The organism is Acetobacter senegalensis, assembly GCF_001499615.1.
Classification (GTDB): Bacteria; Pseudomonadota; Alphaproteobacteria; order Acetobacterales; family Acetobacteraceae; genus Acetobacter; species Acetobacter senegalensis.
In genome coordinates, this window is record NZ_LN606600.1 from 136,495 (window position 1) to 159,908 (window position 23,414).

General features: G+C 52.3%; 23 protein-coding genes. 1 reads left to right on the top strand and 22 read right to left on the bottom strand.

What is annotated here, in order from left to right; translation table 11 throughout:
• Window position 1 precedes the first annotated feature (1 nt).
• The gene (locus tag ASN_RS00555) at window positions 2-1,579 is read left to right on the top strand and encodes an efflux transporter outer membrane subunit (protein ID WP_006557792.1); all 1,578 of its coding nucleotides are present in this window, start codon (window positions 2-4) and stop codon (window positions 1,577-1,579) included.
• Between the two features lie 1,137 nt (window positions 1,580-2,716).
• Here ASN_RS00555 and ASN_RS00560 read toward each other — a convergent pair.
• From ASN_RS00560 to rpsN, 22 genes are all read right to left on the bottom strand, one after another.
• Window positions 2,717-6,043, bottom strand: coding sequence for a glycosyltransferase (locus tag ASN_RS00560; RefSeq protein ID WP_058986923.1), 3,327 nt, complete (start codon window positions 6,041-6,043; stop codon window positions 2,717-2,719).
• 97 nt (window positions 6,044-6,140) lie between these two features.
• The gene (locus ASN_RS00565; RefSeq protein ID WP_231948312.1) at window positions 6,141-9,029 is read right to left on the bottom strand and encodes a glycosyltransferase; all 2,889 of its coding nucleotides are present in this window, start codon (window positions 9,027-9,029) and stop codon (window positions 6,141-6,143) included.
• A 198-nt stretch (window positions 9,030-9,227) separates the two neighbouring features.
• Entirely contained in the window at window positions 9,228-10,217 is a 990-nt protein-coding gene (locus ASN_RS00570) for a CgeB family protein (protein WP_058989029.1), read from the bottom strand.
• 501 nt (window positions 10,218-10,718) lie between these two features.
• Window positions 10,719-10,895 carry a DUF1328 domain-containing protein gene (locus ASN_RS18385; protein ID WP_082666526.1) on the bottom strand — a complete coding sequence of 59 codons (177 nt, stop codon included), beginning with the start codon at window positions 10,893-10,895 and terminating at the stop codon, window positions 10,719-10,721.
• Between the two features lie 49 nt (window positions 10,896-10,944).
• Window positions 10,945-11,181, bottom strand: a complete 237-nt coding sequence (locus ASN_RS00575) for a hypothetical protein (protein ID WP_039903572.1) — start codon at window positions 11,179-11,181, stop codon at window positions 10,945-10,947.
• Between the two features lie 84 nt (window positions 11,182-11,265).
• Window positions 11,266-12,084, bottom strand: coding sequence for an ABC transporter ATP-binding protein (locus tag ASN_RS00580; protein ID WP_058986925.1), 819 nt, complete (start codon window positions 12,082-12,084; stop codon window positions 11,266-11,268).
• The gene (locus ASN_RS00585; RefSeq protein WP_058986926.1) at window positions 12,081-12,842 is read right to left on the bottom strand and encodes an ABC transporter permease; all 762 of its coding nucleotides are present in this window, start codon (window positions 12,840-12,842) and stop codon (window positions 12,081-12,083) included. The genes ASN_RS00580 and ASN_RS00585 overlap by 4 nt, the downstream gene beginning before the upstream one ends.
• Window positions 12,842-13,882, bottom strand: coding sequence for an ABC transporter substrate-binding protein (locus tag ASN_RS00590; protein ID WP_058986927.1), 1,041 nt, complete (start codon window positions 13,880-13,882; stop codon window positions 12,842-12,844). The genes ASN_RS00585 and ASN_RS00590 overlap by 1 nt, the downstream gene beginning before the upstream one ends.
• A 301-nt stretch (window positions 13,883-14,183) precedes the next feature.
• A complete protein-coding gene (locus tag ASN_RS00595; RefSeq protein WP_039903570.1) occupies window positions 14,184-15,512 on the bottom strand; it encodes an MFS transporter in 1,329 nt (442 codons plus the stop codon).
• Between the two features lie 300 nt (window positions 15,513-15,812).
• Entirely contained in the window at window positions 15,813-16,238 is a 426-nt protein-coding gene (gene rplQ / locus ASN_RS00600; protein ID WP_058986928.1) for a 50S ribosomal protein L17, read from the bottom strand.
• A gap of 29 nt (window positions 16,239-16,267) precedes the next feature.
• Window positions 16,268-17,287, bottom strand: a complete 1,020-nt coding sequence (locus ASN_RS00605) for a DNA-directed RNA polymerase subunit alpha (RefSeq protein WP_006557781.1) — start codon at window positions 17,285-17,287, stop codon at window positions 16,268-16,270.
• A gap of 112 nt (window positions 17,288-17,399) precedes the next feature.
• Window positions 17,400-17,792, bottom strand: coding sequence for a 30S ribosomal protein S11 (gene rpsK, locus ASN_RS00610; RefSeq protein ID WP_006557780.1), 393 nt, complete (start codon window positions 17,790-17,792; stop codon window positions 17,400-17,402).
• A 67-nt stretch (window positions 17,793-17,859) separates the two neighbouring features.
• Window positions 17,860-18,237, bottom strand: a complete 378-nt coding sequence (rpsM, locus tag ASN_RS00615) for a 30S ribosomal protein S13 (protein ID WP_006557779.1) — start codon at window positions 18,235-18,237, stop codon at window positions 17,860-17,862.
• Window positions 18,238-18,378: 141 nt separating this feature from the next.
• On the bottom strand, window positions 18,379-19,029 hold the full coding sequence (locus ASN_RS00620; RefSeq protein ID WP_058986929.1) for an adenylate kinase: 651 nt from the start codon (window positions 19,027-19,029) through the stop codon (window positions 18,379-18,381).
• On the bottom strand, window positions 19,026-20,384 hold the full coding sequence (gene secY / locus ASN_RS00625; RefSeq protein ID WP_006557777.1) for a preprotein translocase subunit SecY: 1,359 nt from the start codon (window positions 20,382-20,384) through the stop codon (window positions 19,026-19,028). Before secY ends, ASN_RS00620 begins: the two co-directional genes overlap by 4 nt.
• A gap of 136 nt (window positions 20,385-20,520) precedes the next feature.
• Complete coding sequence (gene rplO / locus ASN_RS00630; RefSeq protein WP_058986930.1) at window positions 20,521-21,009, bottom strand: 50S ribosomal protein L15; 489 nt, start codon at window positions 21,007-21,009, stop codon at window positions 20,521-20,523.
• A gap of 1 nt (window position 21,010) precedes the next feature.
• Window positions 21,011-21,196 (bottom strand): 50S ribosomal protein L30, encoded by a 186-nt coding sequence (rpmD, locus tag ASN_RS00635; protein ID WP_006557775.1) that lies wholly within the window; start codon window positions 21,194-21,196, stop codon window positions 21,011-21,013.
• A complete protein-coding gene (gene rpsE / locus ASN_RS00640; protein WP_006557774.1) occupies window positions 21,189-21,767 on the bottom strand; it encodes a 30S ribosomal protein S5 in 579 nt (192 codons plus the stop codon). Before rpsE ends, rpmD begins: the two co-directional genes overlap by 8 nt.
• 15 nt (window positions 21,768-21,782) lie before the next feature.
• The gene (rplR, locus tag ASN_RS00645) at window positions 21,783-22,145 is read right to left on the bottom strand and encodes a 50S ribosomal protein L18 (RefSeq protein ID WP_006557773.1); all 363 of its coding nucleotides are present in this window, start codon (window positions 22,143-22,145) and stop codon (window positions 21,783-21,785) included.
• Window positions 22,145-22,678, bottom strand: a complete 534-nt coding sequence (gene rplF, locus ASN_RS00650; protein ID WP_006557772.1) for a 50S ribosomal protein L6 — start codon at window positions 22,676-22,678, stop codon at window positions 22,145-22,147. Before rplF ends, rplR begins: the two co-directional genes overlap by 1 nt.
• 10 nt (window positions 22,679-22,688) lie before the next feature.
• A complete protein-coding gene (gene rpsH, locus ASN_RS00655) occupies window positions 22,689-23,087 on the bottom strand; it encodes a 30S ribosomal protein S8 (protein WP_035377678.1) in 399 nt (132 codons plus the stop codon).
• 9 nt (window positions 23,088-23,096) lie between these two features.
• A complete protein-coding gene (gene rpsN / locus ASN_RS00660) occupies window positions 23,097-23,402 on the bottom strand; it encodes a 30S ribosomal protein S14 (protein WP_035377675.1) in 306 nt (101 codons plus the stop codon).
• Window positions 23,403-23,414: the final 12 nt, after the last annotated feature.

The window sequence follows — 23,414 nt, forward strand, 5'->3', positions numbered from 1 at the left end:
GATGAAACCCATCTTCTCCCGTCCGCTTTCTCGTCGCCTGGGTATCCTGCTGGCGCCTCTTGTTCTGACCGGTTGCATGGTGGGGCCTTCCTACAAACGGCCGACCGCCATTATATCCCCCAAATTCAAGGAACTGCGGCCCGCCCCCGGCTGGAACTACGCCAACCCCGCTCTGGCTGAAATTCCCAAAGGTACATGGTGGACCATCTACAATGATCCCATCCTGAACCAGCTTGAGGCACAGGTTGAAATCAACAACCAGAACGTAAAGGAATATGAGGCGCGTTACCGCAGCGCGCGCGCCACCATCAATTCCGTCCGCGCCCAACTTTATCCCACACTCAGCGGCTCGCTTTCCTTCAACAGGCAGAGCTCGGGACGTGGCTCCCGCTCCAGTGGCACTATCATCAATTACGGGAGTGATGGGTCCTCCTCTTCTGGCTACACCCCTTCCAACACCACCGAAAACACGTACGGAATGGGGCCGACGGCTTCATGGGATCTTGATCTGTGGGGTAAGATCCGCCGGCAGATTCAGGCACAGGTTACGGAAACACAGGCCACCGCGGCTGATCTGGCCAATGCCAAACTGTCCTATCAGGCGCAGCTTGCCACGGCCTATTTCAACATGCGCTATCAGGACAGCCTTTATGATCTGCTTGAACGCAACGTAAAGTTTTACGAACGCTCCTATCAGATTACCCGCAATCAGTATGAAGCTGGCACGGCAGACCCGACCACCCTGCTTCAAGCCCAGACACAGCTTGAACAGACACGCGCACAAGCCACCGCCACGCAGGCAAGCCGGGCACAGTATGAACACGCTATCGCTGTCCTGATCGGCAAGCCCCCCGCTGAAGTTTCCATTGCTCCCGGTGCCCTGCCCCGCGCCATTCCGGCCATACCGGTTTCCGTACCGGCTCAGCTTCTTGAACGCCGACCGGACGTTGCGGCGGCAGAACGCCGGATGGAAGAATATAACGCCCAGATTGGCGCAGCCATTGCCGCGTTCTATCCAGACGTCCAATTGACGGCTTCCTATTCCTATAGCGGTGACCCTGTTGGCACTCTAGTGCAGGTTGCCAACCGTATCTGGTCTCTTGGTGCTTCGGCTACGGAAACACTGTTCTCCGGCGGCAGCCGCACCGCCGCCGTGCATGAAGCGGATGCAACGTATGACAACTATGTTGCCACCTATCGCCAAACCGTTTTGACAGCATTGCAGAATGTGGAAGATCAACTCTCCAACCTGCGCGTGCTGGCCCAGCAGGCTGACGAGCAGCAGGTTGCACTGGAAGCCGCCAACCGAGCTGTTACCGTGGCCCTGAACCAGTATCTGGCTGGCACACAGATCTACACTACGGTTATCACATCGGAAGTCACCGCGCTTTCCAATGCGGAAACGGCCTTGCAAATTCAACAGAACCGTATTCTGGATTCCGTCACGCTTATTCAAAATCTTGGCGGTGGCTGGAATGCTTCCGAACTGCCGAGCAAAAACTCCATGCAGAAAGATAACCCCTTCCTGCCTTCTTTCATTCAGAAAGATAAAAACTTCCTCCCGAACGACCACAAATAACCGCGCAGCCTCTTTGGAATGGTATTGCAAAAATACCTTACCAAAGAGGCTTTTTTCTCTTTCCAAAAACAAACGCCATAAAACAAAGACGCTGCTTATTGTAAGTGCGACATAGAACGCGGCTTCCTCGCCAAAAAGAGACTAAGAGCAAGCCATATTCCCATGCCGACGCGCATCTCCTCCGCATCATTTCCCAATGGGGGCTGCAAGAGTAACCGCGCACACCTGCTCGCATAGATAGAGCCAAGCTCTGCTCCGGCGAACACGCTAGCTGTTTCAGAACCACTACTTAAAAGGGCTGTTTCAGCAGTCACTCGGAACAGTCGGCCCTATCTTTCGCGTCCTATGTGACTTCTGGCCCTCAAGGTACTGCAAGATAACAACAAAGCACTTTTCCAACCCTAAAAAATGCTTAGCAGTCCTCTTCCCCGAATTCCCGAAACCGTCTTTTACCCTCACACTGCGTCTGCCCTGTCATTATAGGTCTCTTCTAAAGTCAGGACGAAAAAGCTCAATCCAGCAGGCTTAATTCGAGAGAGAGGCCGCAGCAAAGGATCGAATGCTGCTCGCTTTTATAGAATGCCACCCAGCATTTCTCATTATGTACGTTATTTTCCGAAATCATTCCGAAGCTTTTTTGAACAAGCTGAAACATTAGAGAACTTCAGGTGATACAGATTTCTGCAAGTCTCTACCGAAATTTTCAATCATGCTTGGTTGATCGAGCCATTTTCACAACAACTTCACCTGGGAGCCTCAAAAAATCTGATTTTGATCACATCAAAATCATGCCCCATTGATAGCACTCGTCACAAAAAGCTCGGCCAGGTTTTTTGATCCCCGCCACCTTGCATTACCGACTATATAGCTCGACACTTTTTCTTATAGCTTTTTCATAAATCTGATGATGAGGACTGGTGACATATTTAGTGTCAAAAGAAACACCAGACTTCACCCCGGCGATATATGAACAGCCTATTGTTTATTTTTTGAAAAATTTATTCTCATGACTGGAATAATTCCAATCACCCAAATCTCACACTAACTACACAAAACCAATGCGAGAGAAATCCACAGAAATAAGAACACCTCTGACTTTCTCAACGAAAAATCAGAGGCATCCCGAACACGATAACTTTAGGCGAGAACGATGTCTTTCACTCGTTCAGCTATTTCTGCCGTAACGTCCTGAGTAAACAGGCTCTGCACCACACTATCTTTCAATTCCACAATAATGTTCAACGGCATCACGCCCACCGTGTCATTGACGATATTCACCAGTGACATGCGATAATTGCCATTCAACGGTTTTGAGAAACCGCTGTTGAAATTGATATTGGCCGTGAAGCCACAGCACAGAGGCGCATCAGAGAAAATGCCGCTGACATCATTGCGGATAGCACGCGTAGTGCGGAAATAAACGACATCATCCTCGTCTTCACTCACGCAAGCCAGGTACACCTGCCCCGCCGCACGAAGATTATGCATGAAGGTCCAGCCCTTCATGTAAATGCCGTTTCCATCAACTTCCGGCGGCAGATCACCAATCAGATCACCGCAATTGTCGATGAAATACACCATATCGCTACTATGGTCGCGTTCCAGAACATCCGTGTCGATATCGACCATCTTGATGTTTCTGAGTTTACCATCGCGATGAGAAACCCGGGCAAAATCACTCAGGATCTGCTTAGTCGTCGGGTCTTCCTGTTCGATTTCAACAATTTTACCTTCTTTTACTGTAATCTGGCAGCTGGTTACAGCAAAGCTGGCTTTGGTGTTGATAACGTTCATCAGCGCAATGCGGTATGTGCCTTCACACCACTTCCCACGCAGAGCGGCCTGCCCGGCAAACCCGGAACGCCGCGGCGCATCCGGATAAACAGTCAGAACGTCGGGGCGAGATTCCCGGATACAGGGCAGGAAGATAATGGGCTGATCCTCATTACCAATCAGCACCGTATAAAGTGTTCCGGACGCATTGACCCGCGGCACGGCATACCAACCACGAATATGGAATTCGTAGGCTTCTTCAAAATCAGATGGCTCGCTTTCCGCAAAGACCAGGAAGCAGATATCATCAATATAGAATTTGGCATCCTGAATGGAGAACCAGTCTGTAACAGGCTCGGGCAGCTCCACCGTAAGATCACGCGCTGTCGGCGGATCAAAGATATGACGGGGCGGAGCCTGATGGCGCCAGGACGGATGCGGCAGCAGATGCACCTGCCCTGCATCAATCTGCATTTCCGAGAACCCAAGCCGTGTAACCGGGGCAACCTCGTTATAGATTTCAAAGAGGCTCTCGCCATAGCTCTGCCCGTCAGGCCACAGATCAGGCGAGATATTGGCCATTATCTGCTGACGCAGGGGCTCTGAAGAACGGAGCAGTTCCAGACGCTCAAGCACTTTTGCCGGGCTATTGAGCTTCACAGCAAAGCCGTTCTCACCGTCTTTCACACGATCATGCAGCGCGCCAATGTCACTGACGATGGGAATAAGCCCCGTCTGCCAAGCTTCTGAGAGAGAAATGCAATAGGTTTCGGGCCATATGCTGAGATTGAGGGCAACATCAGCAATTTTCAGCTTATCAATATTCCCCATGGAATACTGACCATGAACCGTAATGTTGGGCCGGTTCAGATCTGCCAGAACCTGTTTGTATTCCGGGTGAACGGCCCCAAAAATATGGAAATGGAAATGGTCGGGGTGCGCCAGTTCAAACAGGCTCAGAATAGTATCTGCCCCTTTGGTACGCAGGAAGTTCCCGACCACGGCAACGCCCAAGGGGCGACCATTCAACGGAGCGTATTCTTTGGGTGTGACCGGCAAGGTGCTTTCAGGAGACGGAATACCCAGGACCGAGCATTTTTTCGTCTCAACAACAGGATAGACTTCACTGATCAGATTGTAAGAGTGTTCAGACCCAAACAGGAAAGCATCAACAGAATGCAGCATGTTTGCAATAAAGGCGCGACGGGTCTGCTCGCCCCCGAATTCAACATTTTCTGCATTTTTCAGAATAATGTCATAAGCAACAACGGATTTTGCCTTTTCTTCATCATACTGAAAGCTCTGATCGAGCAGATTGTAGCGTGACGAGACCAGCCAGAAATCATGCGCGGAAAAGACCACCCCTGCCCCGCAGGACTTCGCGATAATCGGCAAAGACAACGCGTGGTGGCCAAGGTGCTGGAAATGCACAAGGTCAATATTATAATGGCTGATGACATTGGAGAATGCCATTTCTTCCGGACCATCGCACATAGCGTCTGTCCAGCCGACTTCCGGCACATCAAAGCGTTCGATTTCTTCCCCATCGGCCGTCAGGAAGCGACATTTGTCCCCACGGCGCAGCCAGTAATAAAAATCGACCTTTCTTCCCAGCAGATTGCACAGGGTTTCCTGATAGACCTCAACCCCGCCCCAGGCCGCTTCATAAACGGTGGAATGCGTACACATCAGCACCTTGAGCCGCCGGTTTTCAGCAGGCAGTGCAGGCGGCTGGACGCGACCAAAATTCGCGCCCGACACTTCCATAATCGTGCGAATGCGATTTTCATAAAGATGCTTGTTCTGAACATCTTTTTTCGCACTCTGTGCTGACCGCCTTCTTAGAGTAGGGTTGCTCAGGAGAGCATCAATAGCGGCGATCACATCGTCGACGTTACGGCACAGCATGGTGCCGTGCACATCGTCGAAATATTCCTTGTCCATCACCTCGGGGGCTTCAACCACCTGAGCCGTCCCTGCCAGCCCAAGTTCATAGAAACGCGGTCCCGGAGCAGTTGCCTGGCTGGTGTCCCCATGACTTGCATAGTCGCGGAACATGGTCAGCGTAACGGCACTGGCGTTTGCGAAATCAATAAACGCTTCATGACTGACCGGACGCTGAATGGCGATTTCTGCAAGATCGCTTGGCAGAGGCGGCAGATATTCGTTACCCGGGCAGATCAGTTTCAGGCGCGCATCAGGAAATGCGGTGATGACATGCCGCAGGGTTTCCACACGGTTGGGCCACATGGTGCCCGCGAAGAAGATATCGTAATCAAGCTCATCCGCTTTCTTGATTTTACGATCATGCAGAGACACAGATGCAGCCAGCGGTAGATAATGGCCTTTACTGCCGTAAGCCTCCACGCACACGGGATCATTGGTAAAGACATGATCGAACAATCCTGCGTTCGCAGCATTGAATTCTTTCATGAACGGATCCTCGAATGTCCAGAGGATCATGGTTTTGAATGCCGGACGTACACGTTGCAGAAGAGGAATATTAATACGCTGCCCGTCTATGCAGATGAGCGTTTCATGCTCCCCTTTGGAAGCCAGTTCACCCAAGGAACGGTTGTCTGCAACAACAACCTGATCCTTCCCCAGAATCTCCCGTGCGGCCCGCTCGATGGCGAGTGTCAGGTAGGCATTCGGGTTGTGCGTATAGTTTGTATTATAAATAACTGCCATCGTGCTCTCTTCTGCGGGGAGGTGTTTACTGTGTCAAAATAACGTTAAAGCCAGTTCACCGGATACCTTCTGAAAAATACTCTACTTTGAACTGATTTTATGACGTTACAGGAAAGCCTTCAACCTTATTGCCTGACCGTTGCGGGAATTGAGACAGAATATTTCTGATCTCATGGGTATAAGCCTCAGCATTATTTTCGCGCGCTATCCGCCGCAAAGCATTATAGCGCAGCTTTTGCCACAACTCCCTTTCCTCATAAAGCGACACTATTGCGTCAGCGAAAGAGGCCGCATTTCCTGTAGCGGGTGCCAACATATCTTCACCAGCCTGCCAGCCCACCTGCTCACACAGGATGTCTGATGCCACAATTGGCAAACCATGTGCTGCAGCCTCGTGAATTTTATACGGTATCCCACCGGCAAAACGCGTTGGCGCCACAAAGATACGATGCGTATCATAGTACGGCGAGACTTCAGGCACGCGGCCAACAATCTCAACACGCGGATTGAGCAGCAGGCGGGACACATCAACTTCAGGATTCAGGTAGCCGCAAATCCGGAATTTAACATCTTGCGGTAATTTACTATCCAGCTTCGGCAGAACTTCGCTTACGAACCAGATCAGTGAATCCAGATTGGGAGAGTCTGTGTCGTGTATCGCTCCAATAAACAGGATATCCTGCCGTTCCTTGAAACCGGGTGTAAAGCGACGCGCCTGTTGTAAATGGCCAAGCACATGCACATCACTATGCCCCAAACGGCGTAGGATGCTGGCATCTTTTTGGTTAACAGCCACAAACCTGTTCACATACCAGGCTGCGCGGAATTCCTTCTGAAGCAGTTCATCCAGGGTATGCTGTGGCGTTTCACCTTTCAGCACCCATTTCTGGAGTTCCCGCGGGGCCGCTACGGCCTCAGTGTCCAGAACAATCTTGCTTCCGGCCAGCGCCGCAGCGCATTCCGCAAACACCGGTGCCAGCCTGTCCAGATTATGCGTGCGCGCTATCCAGATAACATCATAATATCCCGGACGGGAGTTGAGAAAACCCGCCAGATCCTCAAGCCCCTTATTCCACATGACTTCCGCACGGTCAGGAAAACCGGTGTATATATCTTCCGTCATACCAAGAGGGCGGAAAATGGGGTATGCGGTAACATGACAGTTCAGATCCCGCACCATCACTGTCATGATGTCATTGGACCGGGTAAAGCCTGACCCCAGATGCCTGAACGGCAGGAAATCTTCCAGAAACAACACCCGCTTATCAAACGAGCGCGCTGACCGCGCCAGAAGGTCTTTCTGGGCGTTCCGAGGATAACGGGACGCAATATAGTTTGCATTCTTCTCAGTGAAGAGGCCCTGGTTCCTCTGCATCATGTGAACGCTTTCTATCGTGCCAGACGTTCCATATTCATAATGAAGAATAACAACACCGGGATCATAAATGACATCCCATCCATGCCTACGGATACGAACGCAAAGATCCGTCTCCTCAAAATAAGCTGGGGCATAATCATCCAGAAACCCATTCAGGCTATGCAGCAGATCTGTTCTGACCATAAGGAAGGCACCAGAACAAAAATCCACAGAGCGAACATAGTTTGCTTCCGGGCAATCAGGGGATTCATCTCTCAAATAGCCGCAAACGGACCCATTTTTCCAGACAATGCTTCCTGCCTCCTGCAGAAGGCCGTTGGTGCGCACCAGTTTGGCACCCACCGCCCCTGCCTGAGGCTCTTTCACAAAGCGTGCCAGAGCCGTTTCTATGGCGCGCGGCATCAATTCAAGATCATTATTTAAATAGAGTGTGAAATCTGCCTGCACATGCTGTAACGCAGCATTACAACCTTGCAAAAAGCCAACATTCCCTAATGTTCTAATAACATTGATGCCGCGGACATGGCGCTCAATATGCCGAATTTCATCCGATGAACCGGAATCAACAAGCACAACCTGAATTTGGCCGCCGAAATTCTCGCGCAAGGAATTAAGTGCTGTCATCGTCATGGCGAAATTATTATGCGCCACCATGATCACACTCAGTTCTGGGTGATCATACGAGAAATCGAGCCCACCACGCAGGAGAAGAGGCAGGCGGATACGGCACATTTCCTGATAAACAGCCTTGGAAATAAACTCCCGTTCCTCTGAAGAATATCCTCCTTCTTCCACAACACCACCATGCACCATGTAATGAACAAAAAAACTGGGATACCGTTGTGACGCAATTTCACTTTTTACTTTGGGATTTTCTGCATACACCCGGAGATTGACATCCTGGGCGGGCTGACGAAGTTCATACTGACCGTTTTTTACAAAATGCTCATAGCAGTTTCTGAACGCCCCATGCTTGACCGCGCCGGCCACATCTTCATAGGCCTGAGCGTAGAACTGCTCGGAGAAAAAAGCGTTGGGATTAAATGCTTCTGGCGTCGGGTTCGTCAGATAATGATGCAGCGGCCCCTGCCAGTGAACCGCAGCTTTCTCCAGATCAGGATAAGTCTCCAGATACCAGACAGGATCAAAATACCAGGATAGCTTTTTGTCGTGCAGGACATTGTCAGGAAACGCCTTGAGGAAGCTGATATACGCCCCCTCATCGGGTTCCACAACAAAGTCTGGGGCTTCTGCCAGGAAAACGACAGGATCAAAAAAAGGCGAAGAGGGACAATTGAGGCGGCTTCCCTGCTTCAGGTAATGGTCATACCCATTCCTGAACCCGTTTCTTTCAATGTCGTCTCGTGAAAAATCCAGAAACTTCCGCCGGTAATAGTCTTCATCAAATAACCAATGAGGACTTTTATCCCAAAAGCCGACTTTGCAGTAATGATCAAACCCGGATTTGAACTGACCGGAACAAACCTGTTCCCTTACATCAGCATACCGCTGTGTATACCATTGCTCATCAAAAAACGAATTGGGGGAATGCTGTAGCGCGCCCCCAAAACGATCATAAAATTCTCTGACATCGTCTTCCGATGTCACATTTAAAAAATTCAGGACATGGTTATATTTTGTTTTATACCAATCGAAGTCGAATTCACTCCAATCAAAACTCTTTTTTGTGTCAGAGTGAACCATCATTCAAGCCCATATATAGAATACCCAACCTCAGATCACACGGTCCGCTTGCCCATTTATTCAGAGACCGGAGAGCACGCTTCGCTCTCCGGCTCCAGGCCCTTACGCGATGAGTTTTTCTTTCCGAAGAATGGAAAGCACATCATGAATACGGTTGCCGTAGGTATGCTCATCCAGCGTCCGTTTCTGGGCCTGCTGAGCAACTTCCAATCTACGGTCTGGGTCATCCAGAAAGGTTTCAATCAGTTCATCAAAATCGCGCTTATTGGAAAATGTCGGGATCTCATCAGCCGTGAAGTAGCGGCGAAGTTCATAGGTATCTTCATGGAAAATCTGAAATGCACCTGCTGCGGCCGCTTCAAATGTACGCGGGCCCGGCGTAGACGGAGAGATCATGAAGCGCTTGTTTTCAAAGTGCAGGGAGCGCCCCAAATTCAGCACAATTTTAGAGCGCTGATACAGTTCAACCAGTTGATGCTTTTCGATCCGGGCATCTGAAAATCCAACACCGAACTCCCCCCAACCCGGGCCGATGATGCGAATGTTCAAACGCCGCAAAGACGGCATCAGGTTACGAACAATGTCTTTACGGCTGGTAAAAGCGACCCCACAGAACAGGACATCGATATTCCTGTTGGTTTCGTCCATAACAGGAGCGTAATGGAGTTCGCGGCTGGCTGCCAAAGGAAGGTGATAGACCCTATCCCGCTGGTAAAAGTTTGAACCCCAGCGGTCACAGGAGAAAATGACGTCAAAATCGTCCGTAATGCGGTAGTTGGCATCCTGTTCGTAAGGATCTTCTGTTGCCCAGAAAACGGTCGTCGCGCCGATCTTCTTGGCCTCACGGCTGACTTCCCCAAAATAAATACTTTCCGGGAGATAAGAGCCAATAGAAAAAACAATAGTTGGCTTAAGCTGAGCTATTGATGCTGCCGCCCCACTAATATGGACAGCCGTTACATTCTCCGCCCCAATACATTCGGCCCAACCATCCATAATAGATTCACGAATCTGGGCATTTGCCTGAGATTCATACCGACCACCACTACAAATCAAAACACGCTGGTCTGTTTCAAGGCCTGAGAATGTCACGTTATTCCCCTTGAGAGATTTCACAAAAGCATCCAAACATAAATATAAATAAAAATCTCGGCTTTTTTACGCAGGCAGGGTATTTTTGTAAAGTTACATTCCGTGCACACATCGCGCCAGAAACCAGACCTGAATAGTTCTCATTGCGAATACAAAAATAAAAATTTTATTATTTATTTATTGAAATTCATAGATCGAACTATTCATCCAAAAAAAACAAGCGATCTATACCAAAAAATATAAAAAATATGTCTCTCGTTCTATTCTTTCATTTCTTTTTACTCAAAGAAAGCTTTCTATAGAAAAATCAAATATATGTTTTGAAAATAAAAACAATCCACGGGGAATACCCCACTCTTCCAAGTTAAATATTTATTACACAAGAATAAAATAGTGGCCGAATGCCAATACTATATCTCTCGACAGTTCAGAACAGGCAAAAAAAAGCTCCCGTCCTTTCAGACGAGAGCTTCGTTGCAAATAAGAAATAAAGAGAGGCGGTTATCTCGTAAGTGAACGGCCCGCAAGCAACGCGACCACCAGAAACACCACGAATAGAACAATTGCGATAAAGAACAGAATTTTCGCCATCCCTGCGACAGCAGAAGAAATTCCGCCGAACCCAAAGAGACCTGCAATAATAGAAATCACCAGAAAAAATAATGCCAGCTTTAACATCTCTTACTCCCTTTCAACGCTAAAAAATTTTATGCAAAATCTCTAAAAATCAGAGCTTTCTGGCAAGCAGCGCCCCAAGCAGAAAACCACTGACCCAAGCCACCACAACAGATACGATAGGCTGATCAGCAATCACGTCGCGCACAGCTTCTACAGCACCGCAGCCTTTGTTACAGGCCAGATCTTCAATGGTATCAGATGCCTTGTCCCGCAGGCTTTCCGCGCCATCCTGAACGCGTCCAATACCTTCTTCCAGCTTATGCTGGATGTCGTTTTCATCACTCATCACGCACACTCCTTATCGTTACACCTTTTAACGTCCCCTCATGCACAGGGATGCACTGACAAGGCAAATTTCTTACGGTTTGCGTTAAATTTCTGCAGAATGCCAGTAAGGGGCGCCACCGGGGTCCGGCTCCCCAGCGATCATGGCCCGCAGCCGGGCGGTATAGACCTTGAAAGCGGAAGAATTGGGGTCTTTCTGACTGTCTTCCACCCTTAGCTCTCCCGTAATCCCTGCCGGTGCGCCGGACAGTACCACGATACGGGTGGCCAACTTCAGAGCCTCTTCAATATCATGGGTCACGAAAAGAACTGTTTTGTGTGTCTGCTGCCAGATTTTCAGTAGTTCGTCTTGCAAGGCACCACGGGTTATAGGGTCCAACGCGCCAAAAGGTTCATCCATCAGCAACAAATCAGGGTCCACAGTCAAAGCCCGTGCCACCCCCACACGTTGACGCTGGCCGCCAGACAGTCGCCGGGGCCAACGGCCTCCCTCCCCTTCAAGTCCAACCAACCGCAGAGCCGCCAAGGCACGCGCCTGTTTTTCGTCCCGCGTGAGCGCCAGCCCTTCCAGGCCAAACATGACATTACGCAGCACAGTGCGCCACGGCATCAACCGCGCATCCTGAAAGACCAGAGCCTGTGCACGGCGCTTCCCTGCCTCACGCTGCCCTGCGGCCACACCTGCGGCACTTTGGTTGGCGCCAGTTACACGGCCTTCCGTCGGTTTGCTTAGCCCCATAAACACACGCAGCAGAGTTGATTTGCCCACACCCGACGGACCGAGCAACGCGACAAACTCTCCTTGCTGCAAAGAGAGACTGACATGGCGCAGTATGAAATTCTGCCCGCCATCATGAGAAAGCCCTACATCTTCAAGGCACGCAACACTACCGCTGCCATTCATGGTTGCCACCGCAAAATATAAGAACTTACAAAACCAAACAGAAAATCGGTCAACGCATACAGCAACGCCATGGTGAGCATGTAAACCACCACGACGTCTGTTGCCAGCAGACTGGATGCCTGCATCATGCGCGCGCCAATACCCGGCACGCCAAACAGTTCTGCCGCCACAACAGACATCCATCCCTGCCCAAGGCCAGTTCTCAATCCTGCCATCAGGCCGGGTGCTGAAGCAGGCAGCACGACCTTGAACAACCGCCCCCAAAAACTGCCGTGCCCGAAAGCAGCTGCCAGTTCATAAAACTCAGGGTCAACACTGCGCACTGCGGCATAGGCCGCGTAAAAATTGATCCAAAAGACGGATATGGCGATCACAAAAGTTGCACCCGCCGTATTGAGCCCGAACCACAAGATGGCAAAGGGTACCCATGCCAACCCCGGCACCGGACGCAGGAGTCTCACTATCCCTTCCAGCAAACCATCCACTACGGCCACCATGCCGCACAGCAGCCCCAGAAGCGCCCCGAATATTGAACCGACCAGCAACCCCAGACTGTAATGGCTCAGGCTGTCCACAATAGCCTGCTGCCAGAAACCACCATGAACCTCGTCCAGCCACGCCTGCCATAAGGAGCTTGGGGCGGGCACCATCCCTGATGGGAGAAACCCGGTTCTGACGGAGGCTTCCCAAGATCCAAAAAACACAAATAAACCGACTGCCGATAAAAGCAGCCGGTTCCGTTTAGACAAAGTCCGCATCACTGTTTCAGTTGCCGCCACAAATCGAGATCGAACAGATCATCCACTGGTTGAGCCTTACGAAGCAAGCCCTGTTCCACCTCGAAATCCTGCAACTGGCGCACACCGTCCACAATGCGGGTAGGATCACTAATAAAGCGGCTGGCAGACCGTTCCAGCGCCTTCTTCATGACATCCTCGTTCAAAATGCCGCCGCCAAGCGCCTTGGTGACAAACGGAGCCGCATCATCAGGATGAGAGGAGAGCATCGTGGTCGCACGAATAAACAGCGAGGCCAACTGCTTTGCCCATACCTGCCGATCAGGCGCATCCGGCTTGACAATCGCCAATACGGAGCCAGGCTGATCGGGTAACAGATCATGGCCCGTCGCCAAGGTGCGCACATCAGGCAGACGACTGCGCACGACAGTCAGCGCAGGTTCACGCAAGACAGCCGCATCAACCGCGCTGGCAAGAAAAGCCTGTTGTGCGGCATCAATATCCACGCCCACAATACTGACGGCAGTCGGAAGAGAAGCTATCCCCACCCGTTTCTGCAACCAGAAACGCAACAGGCTATCTGGCACGGACCCTACAGGCTGCGCAGCAATACGCGGTAGACGCCCATTTTCCTTGCTGAACACCGCGAACGTATTTTTCACGGTATCAGCAGAAAACCCACCGTCCTGATCTTTGGGAAGCTGTGCCGCTAATGCCCCGCGTGCCACAACCTCAAGCTCCTCAACCGAGGCCGCCGTGACCACCTTCACATCAGAGCCATGAGCGCGCGCCTGCAAAAGAGGTAATACCCCGGCCACGTAGGCATCAATCCGACCAGAAACCAGAGCCTGAATAGCCTGAGGGCCCGACGTAAACCGCACAAGCTGTAAGTCCAGCCCGGCATCCTTCGCCCAGCCCTCGCCGTCCACCACAAAAAGCGCGGACGAACCCAGTACGGGAATATACCCCACCCGCACTGGAGTGCCCGCCTGTGCCGGCAGTGCTACTGCCGCAAGCGCCATGCCTCCCAGCATGATCAATCGGGAAAAGAGCCGCTTCATTTCATCACCAATATAGAAAAGAGGGTTTAATCTATCTTCTTAAAGGTGATTAAATTCCAAGCAGTGTCAATATCACAGACAAAAGTGGGATTGAATTTTCTACATACTATTCAAATCCGGAAAATACGATCAGCCAGAAGGCTGCCCCTATCGGCTCAAATCACCTTTCGCCTTTTAAGGAAGCCACGCAGAGTTACCTCATTGATCCAATAAAAAAGGTGCATGGAGAACACCCCATGCACCTTTTCCTCGGTCAAACCTCAAAATAGCTTAACGCATCGGCGTCACCTGGCTGAGAAGTTTATTGACCCCCGGCAGCATGCATCGCTGCTTCCTTATCAAGCTGAGACGCTTCCAGTTCAGCCTGCCGGGTATACGCCCGTGCCTCGGGAGAAACCGTAATCGCCATCGTCATAAGGGCGGAGAGCACATACAGACCGCTGAAGATCCAGATGACCCCTGCCGTGCCAACAGAACCCTGAAACCATGTGACAATGGCCGGACCAACCCATGTGCTCGCGCCGGCACCGAGACCCAGAATGGAAAGTGCTGCTGCTTTTTCCTTGGGGCAAACCTGCGGCATCAGTCCGGACAAGGGCACAAACGCGGCCAAAGATGCCCCGTACAGAACACCCATTGCAGCAGCAATCGGGAAGTTATGCGGCATGGACAACGGAACGTAGTAGAAAAGCGGCACACAGATAGCGGCACCAAGACCACCACCAACAGCCACAACAGTCCTTGGGCCCAGACGATCTGCCAGAATACCGGAGAGCAGGTTGAAGATAATGTTGCTCAGGAACACGATGGACAGCAATTGCAGCCACTGCTCCAGAGAAAAACCAACCAGCTTGGTAAACACGCCCGGCATGATCACCAGAAAGGCGTATTCAGAAGACGTATTGATCGTCCGCACAAGGCCCGCAATAGCGGTTTTTGGTTCACGCCAGATAATGCTGATAGAGCCGAACATGGCCTGCTTCAACGTTACATCCGGCGGGCTCAGACGCTTGGAGCCGCTGGGTTCATGCGTGCACAGCAGGGCCACCAAACCACCCGCCATAACCAGTGCGAGGGAAGACCAGAACGTCCCCATTTCCCCAATGCGCGGAATAGCAAAGCTGGCGAACAGTGACCCTAATGTGGGCAACCCACCAGAAAACGCAAACCAGAACCAACCTGCGGCCGAGCCAAGCTGCCGTGCGGGAGTGGCGGCCGCAATCCAGACCAGAAAACCATAAGCAAAAAGCGGATACCCAAGGCCACGAGCCGTGTAAGCCACAACCATCATATTGTAGTTGTTCGGCTGAAGCCCGAGGACCAGAAACAGGACTTCAAAAATGCCCCAGATCCACAGCCCTACCCACATAACCTTTTTTGGGCCCCACATGTCGGAGAGCGGGCCGGAAAGCCAGGAAGAGATGGAAACAGCAACACCATAAACAGTAAACAGCAGAGCAACGCGTGTTGATGATTGCCCCTGACTTTCGAGAAACGGTGCCAGATAACCGGCTTCAACACCGTCCCCGATCATGAAGAGCAAAAGCCCAACAAAGCCCCAAAGCAAAGGGCGAGGTATACCTATTCGGTCTATAAGATTCTGCGGTTCCTGTTGCGTTGCTGTCTGCATCTACATGCTCTCCTTACATGCGATGATGGCACGCATATCCAGCACCTCATTGTGCCAGCTTCGGGCTCATCATCAACACGAACCATGGCGGGAGTGCTCACCCGGTCCGTCAGAAAAAGATTTTTGTTCGGGCACCGCATAAAAGCGGATTAGACAGATCTGGAAGATCTCACCCAACAACAAGGGACGGAGCCAAACTCGACATCCAGTGTTGTCTCAATCGTTCATACACATGAACGACAGGCATAAAAAGGAAAAAGGGAGCCGCTGGGCGGCTCCCTGCAAAACCGTCAGCTTGACTTAAGCTGCCAGATCCTGCGTTTCCGTCACTTCCGGACGGGGGCCGCTGTCCTGGCCCTTCGCGCTAACATCGCGATCAACCAGTTCAATCACAGCCATGTCTGCGGCATCGCCATAACGCATGCCGGCACGCATGACACGAGAGTAACCACCCGTGCGGCCTTTGTAACGTTCTGCAATAGCAGAAAACAGCTTCTTCACGATCACATCGTCACGCAGCATGGCAAATGCCTGACGACGAGCGTGCAGATCACCACGCTTGCCCAGCGTGATCAGCTTTTCCACAACCGGGCGAAGTTCTTTTGCCTTCGGCAGCGTGGTGGTGATCTGCTCGTGCTTGAGCAGAGCAACTGCCATGTTACGGAACATGGCAGCGCGGTGAGAAGAGGTAACGCCGAGCTTTCGGCCGGCAATACGGTGACGCATAGTTCAGTTCCTAGTCCTAAGAAGTGGGCTTAGAACGGCTCATCAAGCCGTTTTGCCAGATCTTCAATATTTTCCGGCGGCCAAGCCGGCACATTCATACCGAGAGAAAGCCCCATGGAGGTCAGGACTTCCTTGATCTCGTTCAGAGACTTGCGGCCGAAGTTCGGAGTCCGCAGCATTTCCTGCTCGCTCTTCTGGACCAGGTCCCCAATATAGATGATATTGTCGTTCTTCAGGCAGTTTGCACTACGAACAGACAATTCAAGCTCATCAACCTTACGCAGCAGGTTACGGTTGAACGGCAGATCATCCTGCGGTTCTTCCGCCTGAACCGGGCGCGGCTCATCAAAGTTGATGAACAACTGTAGCTGATCCTGCAGGATTCGGGCAGCAAGTGCAACCGCATCTTCCGGCGTGATCGCACCGTTGGTTTCCACCGTCAGCAGCAGCTTGTCATAGTCAGTTACCTGACCAACACGGGTCGGCTCAACCTTGTAAGACACGCGCTTAACCGGGGAATAGATAGCATCAACCGGGATAAGACCGATCGGCGCATCTTCCGGGCGGTTTGCAGCAGCAGGCACATAGCCCTTGCCCATACCAACCACAAATTCCATTCCCAGCTTCACACCGTCATCCAGCGTGCAGATTACCAGATCCGGGTTCATGATTTCAACATCATGGCCTGTCTGGATCTGCCCGGCGCGAACCTCGCCAGGGCCGGTTGCCGTCAGCACCATGCGCTTCGGGCCTTCGCCATGCATACGCAGCGCAAGCTGTTTGATGTTCAGGACGATGTCCGTCACATCTTCACGCACGCCAGCAACAGACGAGAACTCGTGCAGAACGCCATCAATCTGCACGGCGGTCACTGCTGCCCCTTGCAGGGAAGACAGAAGCACGCGACGCAGGGCGTTACCCAGGGTCATCCCGAAACCACGTTCCAGCGGCTCGGCAACAACCGTTGCAATACGTGTCGGCTCCACTCCGGATTCGACTTCAAGCTTTTCGGGCTTGATCAGAGATTGCCAGTTTTTCTGAAGGACCAAGGTACCGGCCTTTCAATATGAAAAACCACTGCTGAAGCAGCGATTTCTCTGAACATTAATAAACAAACCAAAAGACGGCGGTTACCATAAGATAACCGCACACTTTCAATCCTTAGACGCGACGACGCTTGCGCGGACGGCAGCCGTTGTGCGGCACCGGCGTCATGTCACGGATGGACGTGATGGAGAACCCAACTGCCTGCAGAGCACGCAGTGCGCTTTCACGGCCTGACCCAGGACCGGAAACTTCAATTTCCAGCGTTTCCATGCCGTGTTCGCGAGCCTTACGACCAGCGTCTTCAGCCGCAACCTGTGCAGCATACGGCGTGGACTTACGAGAGCCCTTAAACCCCTGAGCACCGGCGGAAGACCAGGAAATAGCATTCCCCTGGGCATCAGAGATGGTGATCATGGTGTTATTGAACGTGGACAGAACGTGTGCCACGCCGGAAATAATGTTCTTGCGCTCTTTTTTACGAATACGCGGTGTAGCGGCTTTCGCCATAATTTTTCTACCTCAGTCCCTGCCCAGAAGCCCGCTAAAGCCATCCGGAAAACTTCAACAAATCGGATTAGCGTGTGGCTTTCTTCTTGCCTGCAATCGCAACAGCCTTCCCCTTGCGGGTACGGGCGTTGGTGTGCGTCCGCTGACCATGCACAGGCAGGCCACGACGATGACGCAGACCGCGGTAGCAGCCCAGATCCATCAGACGCTTGATGTTCATCGCCACTTCACGACGCAGATCGCCTTCAACGCGATACTGGGTATCAATCAGCTCACGCAGCTTCATGATTTCGTCGTCGCTCAGTTCATTCACGCGCTTCGCTTCAGGAATACCAGCAGATTTACAAATCTGGTCAGCCTTGGTTGCGCCAATCCCGTAGATATACTGAAGCCCGATAACAACCCGTTTGTTTGTCGGGACATTCACGCCGGCAATACGTGCCACGCCTTACACTCCTGTCGGGTTCACCCAAAAAGGGCGAACACTCATAGCCTCCGCCACCGGAAGCAGATTTCACTCAGTGGCCGCGAAATATACCGGCCACCCGCACAAGTCAACGAAAACGGATCACTTTTTCGTGATCGATCACTGTCCAGCCATAACTGCTTCAATTTGCGCAGTAACTTCGGCAGCCGGCAACATGCCGTTAATTTTATAAAGACGACCGGTTTTTTCGTAGAACGGAAGAATCGGCGCAGTCAGTTTCCGATACTCCTTAAGACGCTCAACGACCGTCTCCCGCCGATCATCAGCCCGACGCTTGAATTCGTGGCTCCCACATGCGTCACACTCACCTTCCTTCTTGGGAGGGTTGGAGACTTCATTGTAGGTCGCCCCACACTGCGCACACGTAAAGCGGCCAGAGATTCTATCCGCCAGAACGTCCTCATCCACATCCAGAAACAGAACGACATCAATCTTCTTGTTGTCGGCCTTCAGCATTGTATCCAACGCTTCTGCCTGTCCGGTTGTGCGTGGGAATCCATCCAGGATGAATCCTTTCACACAATCTGGCTGCTCTATCCGTGACTTCAGCATGGCGATGATCAGCTCGTCTGGCACCAGGCGCCCGGCATCCATCAGGCTTTTGGCCTGCTTGCCGATATCCGACCCACGCGCCACTTCTGCCCGCAGCATATCGCCAGTCGAGATCTGCACCAGCCCATACCGTTCTTCCAAACGTTTGGACTGGGTTCCCTTTCCTGCTCCGGGCGCCCCCAGAAAAATAATGTTCATCGCCGGATGATCCTCTGTTTCTTACCGCCCCGAGAGCGACGCATCAGTCCCTGGTACTGATGCGCCACAAGATGCGACTGCACCTGCGTGACCGTATCAATCGTAACCGAGACGATAATAATCAGACTGGTCCCACCAAAGTAAAACGGCACATTGTAATGGCTGATGAGTATCTGCGGCAGAAGACAAACCAGCACCATATATGCCGCCCCAATCGTCGTCAGGCGGGTCAGAATCTTATCAAAGTACGCAGCTGTGGCCGCTCCGGGACGGATACCGGGAATGAAGCCTCCCTGCTTGCGAAGATTATCCGCCGTCTCCGTCGGATTAAACGTTACCGCCGCGTAAAAGTAAGAAAAGAACACAATCATGGCGGCGTAGAACAGCATGTAAAGCGGCTGCCCCTGCCCGAGTTCCTCACCCAGGAAAGAGAGCCACCCCGGCATGGACTTACCGTTCATGAAACCCGAAATAGTGACCGGAATCAGCAGTACGGAAGACGCAAAAATCGGCGGGATAACCCCAGCTGTATTGACCTTCAGAGGCATATGAGTGGTATCGCCCCCAAACATCCTCTGTCCCATCTGGCGCTTGGGATACTGAATAACCACGCGACGCTGAGCCTGCTCCATGAACACGATGAACGTGATCGTGATAGCTGCCAGCACGAGAAACACCAGAACAAAGAAGGGTGAAAGCGCTCCCGTATAACCAAGCTGGAACAAGCTCGCCAAAGCTTGCGGCAGGTTGGCCACAATCCCCGCAAAGATGATCAGAGAAATACCATTCCCTACCCCGCGCGATGTAATCTGCTCACCAAGCCACATCAGAAACATCGTGCCACCCACAAGGGTGATGACACAGGATGTAAGGAAGAAAACGCCTGGGTTCACCACTGCCGCACCGGCAGCGCTGTGCATATTTTCAAGCCCCACAGCAATGCCGTAAGCCTGGAACAAAGCAATAAAAACAGTCAGATAGCGCGTATACTGATTGAGCTTCTTACGCCCCTGCTCGCCTTCCTTCTTCAGCGCTTCGAGAGACGGAACCGCTGTAGACATCAACTGCACAATAATGGATGCAGAGATATAAGGCATGATGTTCAGGGCAAAAACCGTCATACGGCCCAGAGCACCACCAGTAAACATATTGAACATGCCCAATATGCCGCCCTGATGCTGCGCAAGCAGTTGCCCCATGACCGTGGCATCCACTCCTGGAACAGGAATGTACGTACCAAGACGGTAAATAATCAGCGCACCAAGGGTAAACCAAATCCGCTTTTTGAGTTCGGTTGCCTTGGCGAAGGAGCCCACATTAAAGTTGGCAGCCAACTGTTCGGCCGCGGAAGCCATGCATCCGTCCTTTCACACAAACAGCGTCACCACATAATGCGGGACGCTGGCATGATAGTCTAAAAGTTAAACCAGAACATCTCTGGAAAAACCGACCAGAAGAGGACAGCTATGACCCTGCCCTCTTCCATTCGCATTAGGATGCGCTGGCTTCGGCTGCTTTCGGCGCAAGAATCTTTACAGATCCCCCGGCCTTTTCGACAGCTGCAACTGCGGAAGCAGAAGCGCCAGAGACTTCAAACGTGACAGCACGTGTCAGTTCGCCTTCTCCCAGAATGCGCACGCCAGCATATTTACCAGTGCCAACAAGACCAGCTTTCTTCAGCAGATCTTCCGTCACCGCTGCACCGGCATCAAGCTTACCATCTGCAAGAGCCTTTTCAATTGCACCGAGATTAACCGGCGCATAGACCTTGCGGAAGATGTTCTTGAAGCCACGCTTCGGCAGACGACGATAGATCGGCAGCTGACCACCTTCAAAGCCGTTCAGGGAAACGCCTTCACGCGCTTTCTGCCCCTTCACACCTTTACCGGAAGTCTTGCCCTTGCCGGAGCCGATACCGCGGCCAAGCCGCTTTTTACGATAACGAGCACCGTCGTTATCGCGAAGCTCATTCAGATTCATATCAATCCTCCACCTTCACAAGGTGGGCCACTTTACGGACCATACCGCGTGTTGAAGGGGTGTCTTCAAGAACCCGCTCACGACCGATCTTGTTCAGGCCAAGACCAATCAGGGTTTCTTTCTGGCCAGGCTTGCGTCCGTTACCAGACGCAATCTGGACAACCTTGAAGGTTTTTGTCTCAGGCATCTGCAGCCTCCCCAACTGAAGCGGCCTGGTCGCGCTTGCCGAAGATTTCTGCAACCTTCTTGCCGCGACGGTTCGCTACTGAACGCGGGCTGGCACAGCGGGTGAGAGCATCAAACGTTGCCTTCACCATGTTGTGCGGGTTCCGGGTCCCGAGGGACTTCGCAACCACATCGTTGATGCCCAGGCTTTCAAAAACAGCACGCATCGGACCACCAGCGATGATCCCGGTCCCGGCTTCAGCCGAGCGCAGCACAACCTTACCAGCCCCGAAGTGACCAGCAACATCATGATGCAAGGTGCGGCCTTCCTTCATCGGCACGCGGATCATACCACGCTTGGCGCGTTCCGTAGCCTTACGGATCGCTTCCGGCACTTCACGTGCCTTACCTGCACCGTAGCCAACACGCCCCTTCTGGTCACCAACAACAACCAACGCTGCAAATGCAAAGCGCCGACCGCCCTTAACAACCTTCGCAACACGATTGATGGTAACCAGCTTATCTACCAGTTCATCGCCTTCGCGTTCACGATCACGGCCGCCTCGACCGCCTTCTCTTGGTTCACGAGCCATTACGTGATCCTTTCCTCAGAAGGAGAGACCGCCCTCGCGGGCAGCCTCCGCCAGCGCCTTCACGCGCCCATGATAAAGATATGCCCCACGATCGAACACAACCTGAGAGACACCAGCGGCAACAGCACGCTGGGCAACCAACTTACCAACAGCGCCAGCGCTGTCTTTGTTGGCACCTGTCTTCAGGCCTTCACGCAGCTCTTTATCCAGGCTGGAAGCAGCAGCGAGGGTACGCCCCTGCACGTCATCAATGACCTGCGCATAAATGTTCTTGCCAGACCGGAAGACCGACAGACGCGGACGACCACCAGCCTTGCGACGGAGCTGAAAACGGAGACGATCCCGCCGCCGATTCCGCAGTTCCTGCTGAGTGCTCATTATTTCTTCTTGCCTTCCTTGCGGCGAATGGTTTCCGTCTCATAACGCACGCCCTTGCCCTTGTAGGGTTCCGGCTTGCGGTAGCTGCGAATATCAAGAGCAACCTGCCCTACACGCTGCTTGTCGATCCCTTCGACAAGAATAGCGGTCGGACGCGGCGTGGAGATCTTGATGCCCTGCGGGATCGGATAGACCACGTCGTGAGAGAAACCGAGGTTCATCACAAGGTTGGAGCCCTGGACGGCAGCACGATAACCGGTGCCGTTGATTTCCAGAGCTTTCGAGAAGCCTTCAGACACACCCTTGACGGCCGTGGCGATCAAAGCGCGCGTGGTACCCCACATCATACGAGCCTGCGCAGCATCGTTCACCGGACGAACGGCGACCTTACCTTCTGCAATTTCAGCCTCAATGTGAGAAGACAGGGGAACGGAAAGTTCACCCAGCTTGCCCTTGGCCTTGAAAACACCGTCTGCAATCGAGACAGTCACACCCGCGGGAACGTCAACGGGATATTTGCCTACACGTGACATGTATCCCTCCTCAGAACACGCGACAGAGGACTTCACCGCCAACATTGGCAGCGCGAGCCTCGACATCGGACAGAACACCACGCGGCGTGGACAGGATGGAAACACCCAGCCCGGCGCATACACGCGGCAGCTCCTTGATTTTGGAATAAACACGACGCCCCGGACGGGAAACGCGGTGAATTTCCTTAATAACCGGCTCACCTTCAGAGTATTTCAGTTCGATATGAAGCTGAACGATACCCTTGCGCACTTCTTCGCGCTTGTAGCCACGAATATAACCTTCGCGCTGCAGAGCATCCAGAACGTTTGAACGCAGGTTAGAAGCCGGAGACACACAGGCAGCATGGCGCGCACGCTGTGCGTTACGGATACGGGTGAGCATATCACCCAGCGGATCAGAAAGTGACATTGTGCGCCTTTACCAGCTAGCTTTAACCATGCCCGGAATCTGGCCACTTGAAGCCAGATCACGCAGTGCAATACGGCACAGCTCAAACTTACGGTAGTTACCGCGAGACCGGCCCGTCAGCTTGCAGCGCAAACGCACGCGAACGCGTGACCCATTGCGCGGCAGCTCTGCCAGCTTCAAAGACGCATCAAACCGATCTTCCACAGGAAGCGAGCGGTCCATCACAATATTCTTCAGCGCCGCACGCTTTTCCTTGTCACGCGCAGACATGCGAGCCCGCTTGGCATTCCGCGTGATGGCAGAAGTCTTAGCCATATATTTTTATCC

Excerpts from the sequence above, each read along its gene's own strand:
- ASN_RS00585 (WP_058986926.1), bottom strand. The coding sequence starts at position 12,842 with ATGCGGACTTTGTCTAAACGGAACCGGCTGCTTTTATCGGCAGTCGGT.
- ASN_RS00620 (WP_058986929.1), bottom strand. The coding sequence starts at position 19,029 with ATGAACATTATTTTTCTGGGGGCGCCCGGAGCAGGAAAGGGAACCCAG.
- secY (WP_006557777.1), bottom strand. The coding sequence starts at position 20,384 with ATGGCTTCCGCGGCCGAACAGTTGGCTGCCAACTTTAATGTGGGCTCC.
- rpmD (WP_006557775.1), bottom strand. The coding sequence starts at position 21,196 with ATGCCTGAGACAAAAACCTTCAAGGTTGTCCAGATTGCGTCTGGTAAC.
- rpsN (WP_035377675.1), bottom strand. The coding sequence starts at position 23,402 with ATGGCTAAGACTTCTGCCATCACGCGGAATGCCAAGCGGGCTCGCATG.
- rplF (WP_006557772.1), bottom strand. The coding sequence starts at position 22,678 with ATGTCACGTGTAGGCAAATATCCCGTTGACGTTCCCGCGGGTGTGACT.
- ASN_RS00555 (WP_006557792.1), top strand. The coding sequence starts at position 2 with ATGAAACCCATCTTCTCCCGTCCGCTTTCTCGTCGCCTGGGTATCCTG.
- ASN_RS00580 (WP_058986925.1), bottom strand. The coding sequence starts at position 12,084 with ATGAATGGCAGCGGTAGTGTTGCGTGCCTTGAAGATGTAGGGCTTTCT.
- rplR (WP_006557773.1), bottom strand. The coding sequence starts at position 22,145 with ATGAGCACTCAGCAGGAACTGCGGAATCGGCGGCGGGATCGTCTCCGT.
- ASN_RS00575 (WP_039903572.1), bottom strand. The coding sequence starts at position 11,181 with ATGAGTGATGAAAACGACATCCAGCATAAGCTGGAAGAAGGTATTGGA.
- rplO (WP_058986930.1), bottom strand. The coding sequence starts at position 21,009 with ATGAATCTGAATGAGCTTCGCGATAACGACGGTGCTCGTTATCGTAAA.
- ASN_RS00595 (WP_039903570.1), bottom strand. The coding sequence starts at position 15,512 with ATGCAGACAGCAACGCAACAGGAACCGCAGAATCTTATAGACCGAATA.
- rpsK (WP_006557780.1), bottom strand. The coding sequence starts at position 17,792 with ATGGCGAAAGCCGCTACACCGCGTATTCGTAAAAAAGAGCGCAAGAAC.
- ASN_RS00560 (WP_058986923.1), bottom strand. The coding sequence starts at position 6,043 with ATGGCAGTTATTTATAATACAAACTATACGCACAACCCGAATGCCTAC.
- ASN_RS00590 (WP_058986927.1), bottom strand. The coding sequence starts at position 13,882 with ATGAAGCGGCTCTTTTCCCGATTGATCATGCTGGGAGGCATGGCGCTT.
- rplQ (WP_058986928.1), bottom strand. The coding sequence starts at position 16,238 with ATGCGTCACCGTATTGCCGGCCGAAAGCTCGGCGTTACCTCTTCTCAC.
- ASN_RS18385 (WP_082666526.1), bottom strand. The coding sequence starts at position 10,895 with ATGTTAAAGCTGGCATTATTTTTTCTGGTGATTTCTATTATTGCAGGT.
- rpsE (WP_006557774.1), bottom strand. The coding sequence starts at position 21,767 with ATGGCTCGTGAACCAAGAGAAGGCGGTCGAGGCGGCCGTGATCGTGAA.
- rpsH (WP_035377678.1), bottom strand. The coding sequence starts at position 23,087 with ATGTCACTTTCTGATCCGCTGGGTGATATGCTCACCCGTATCCGTAAC.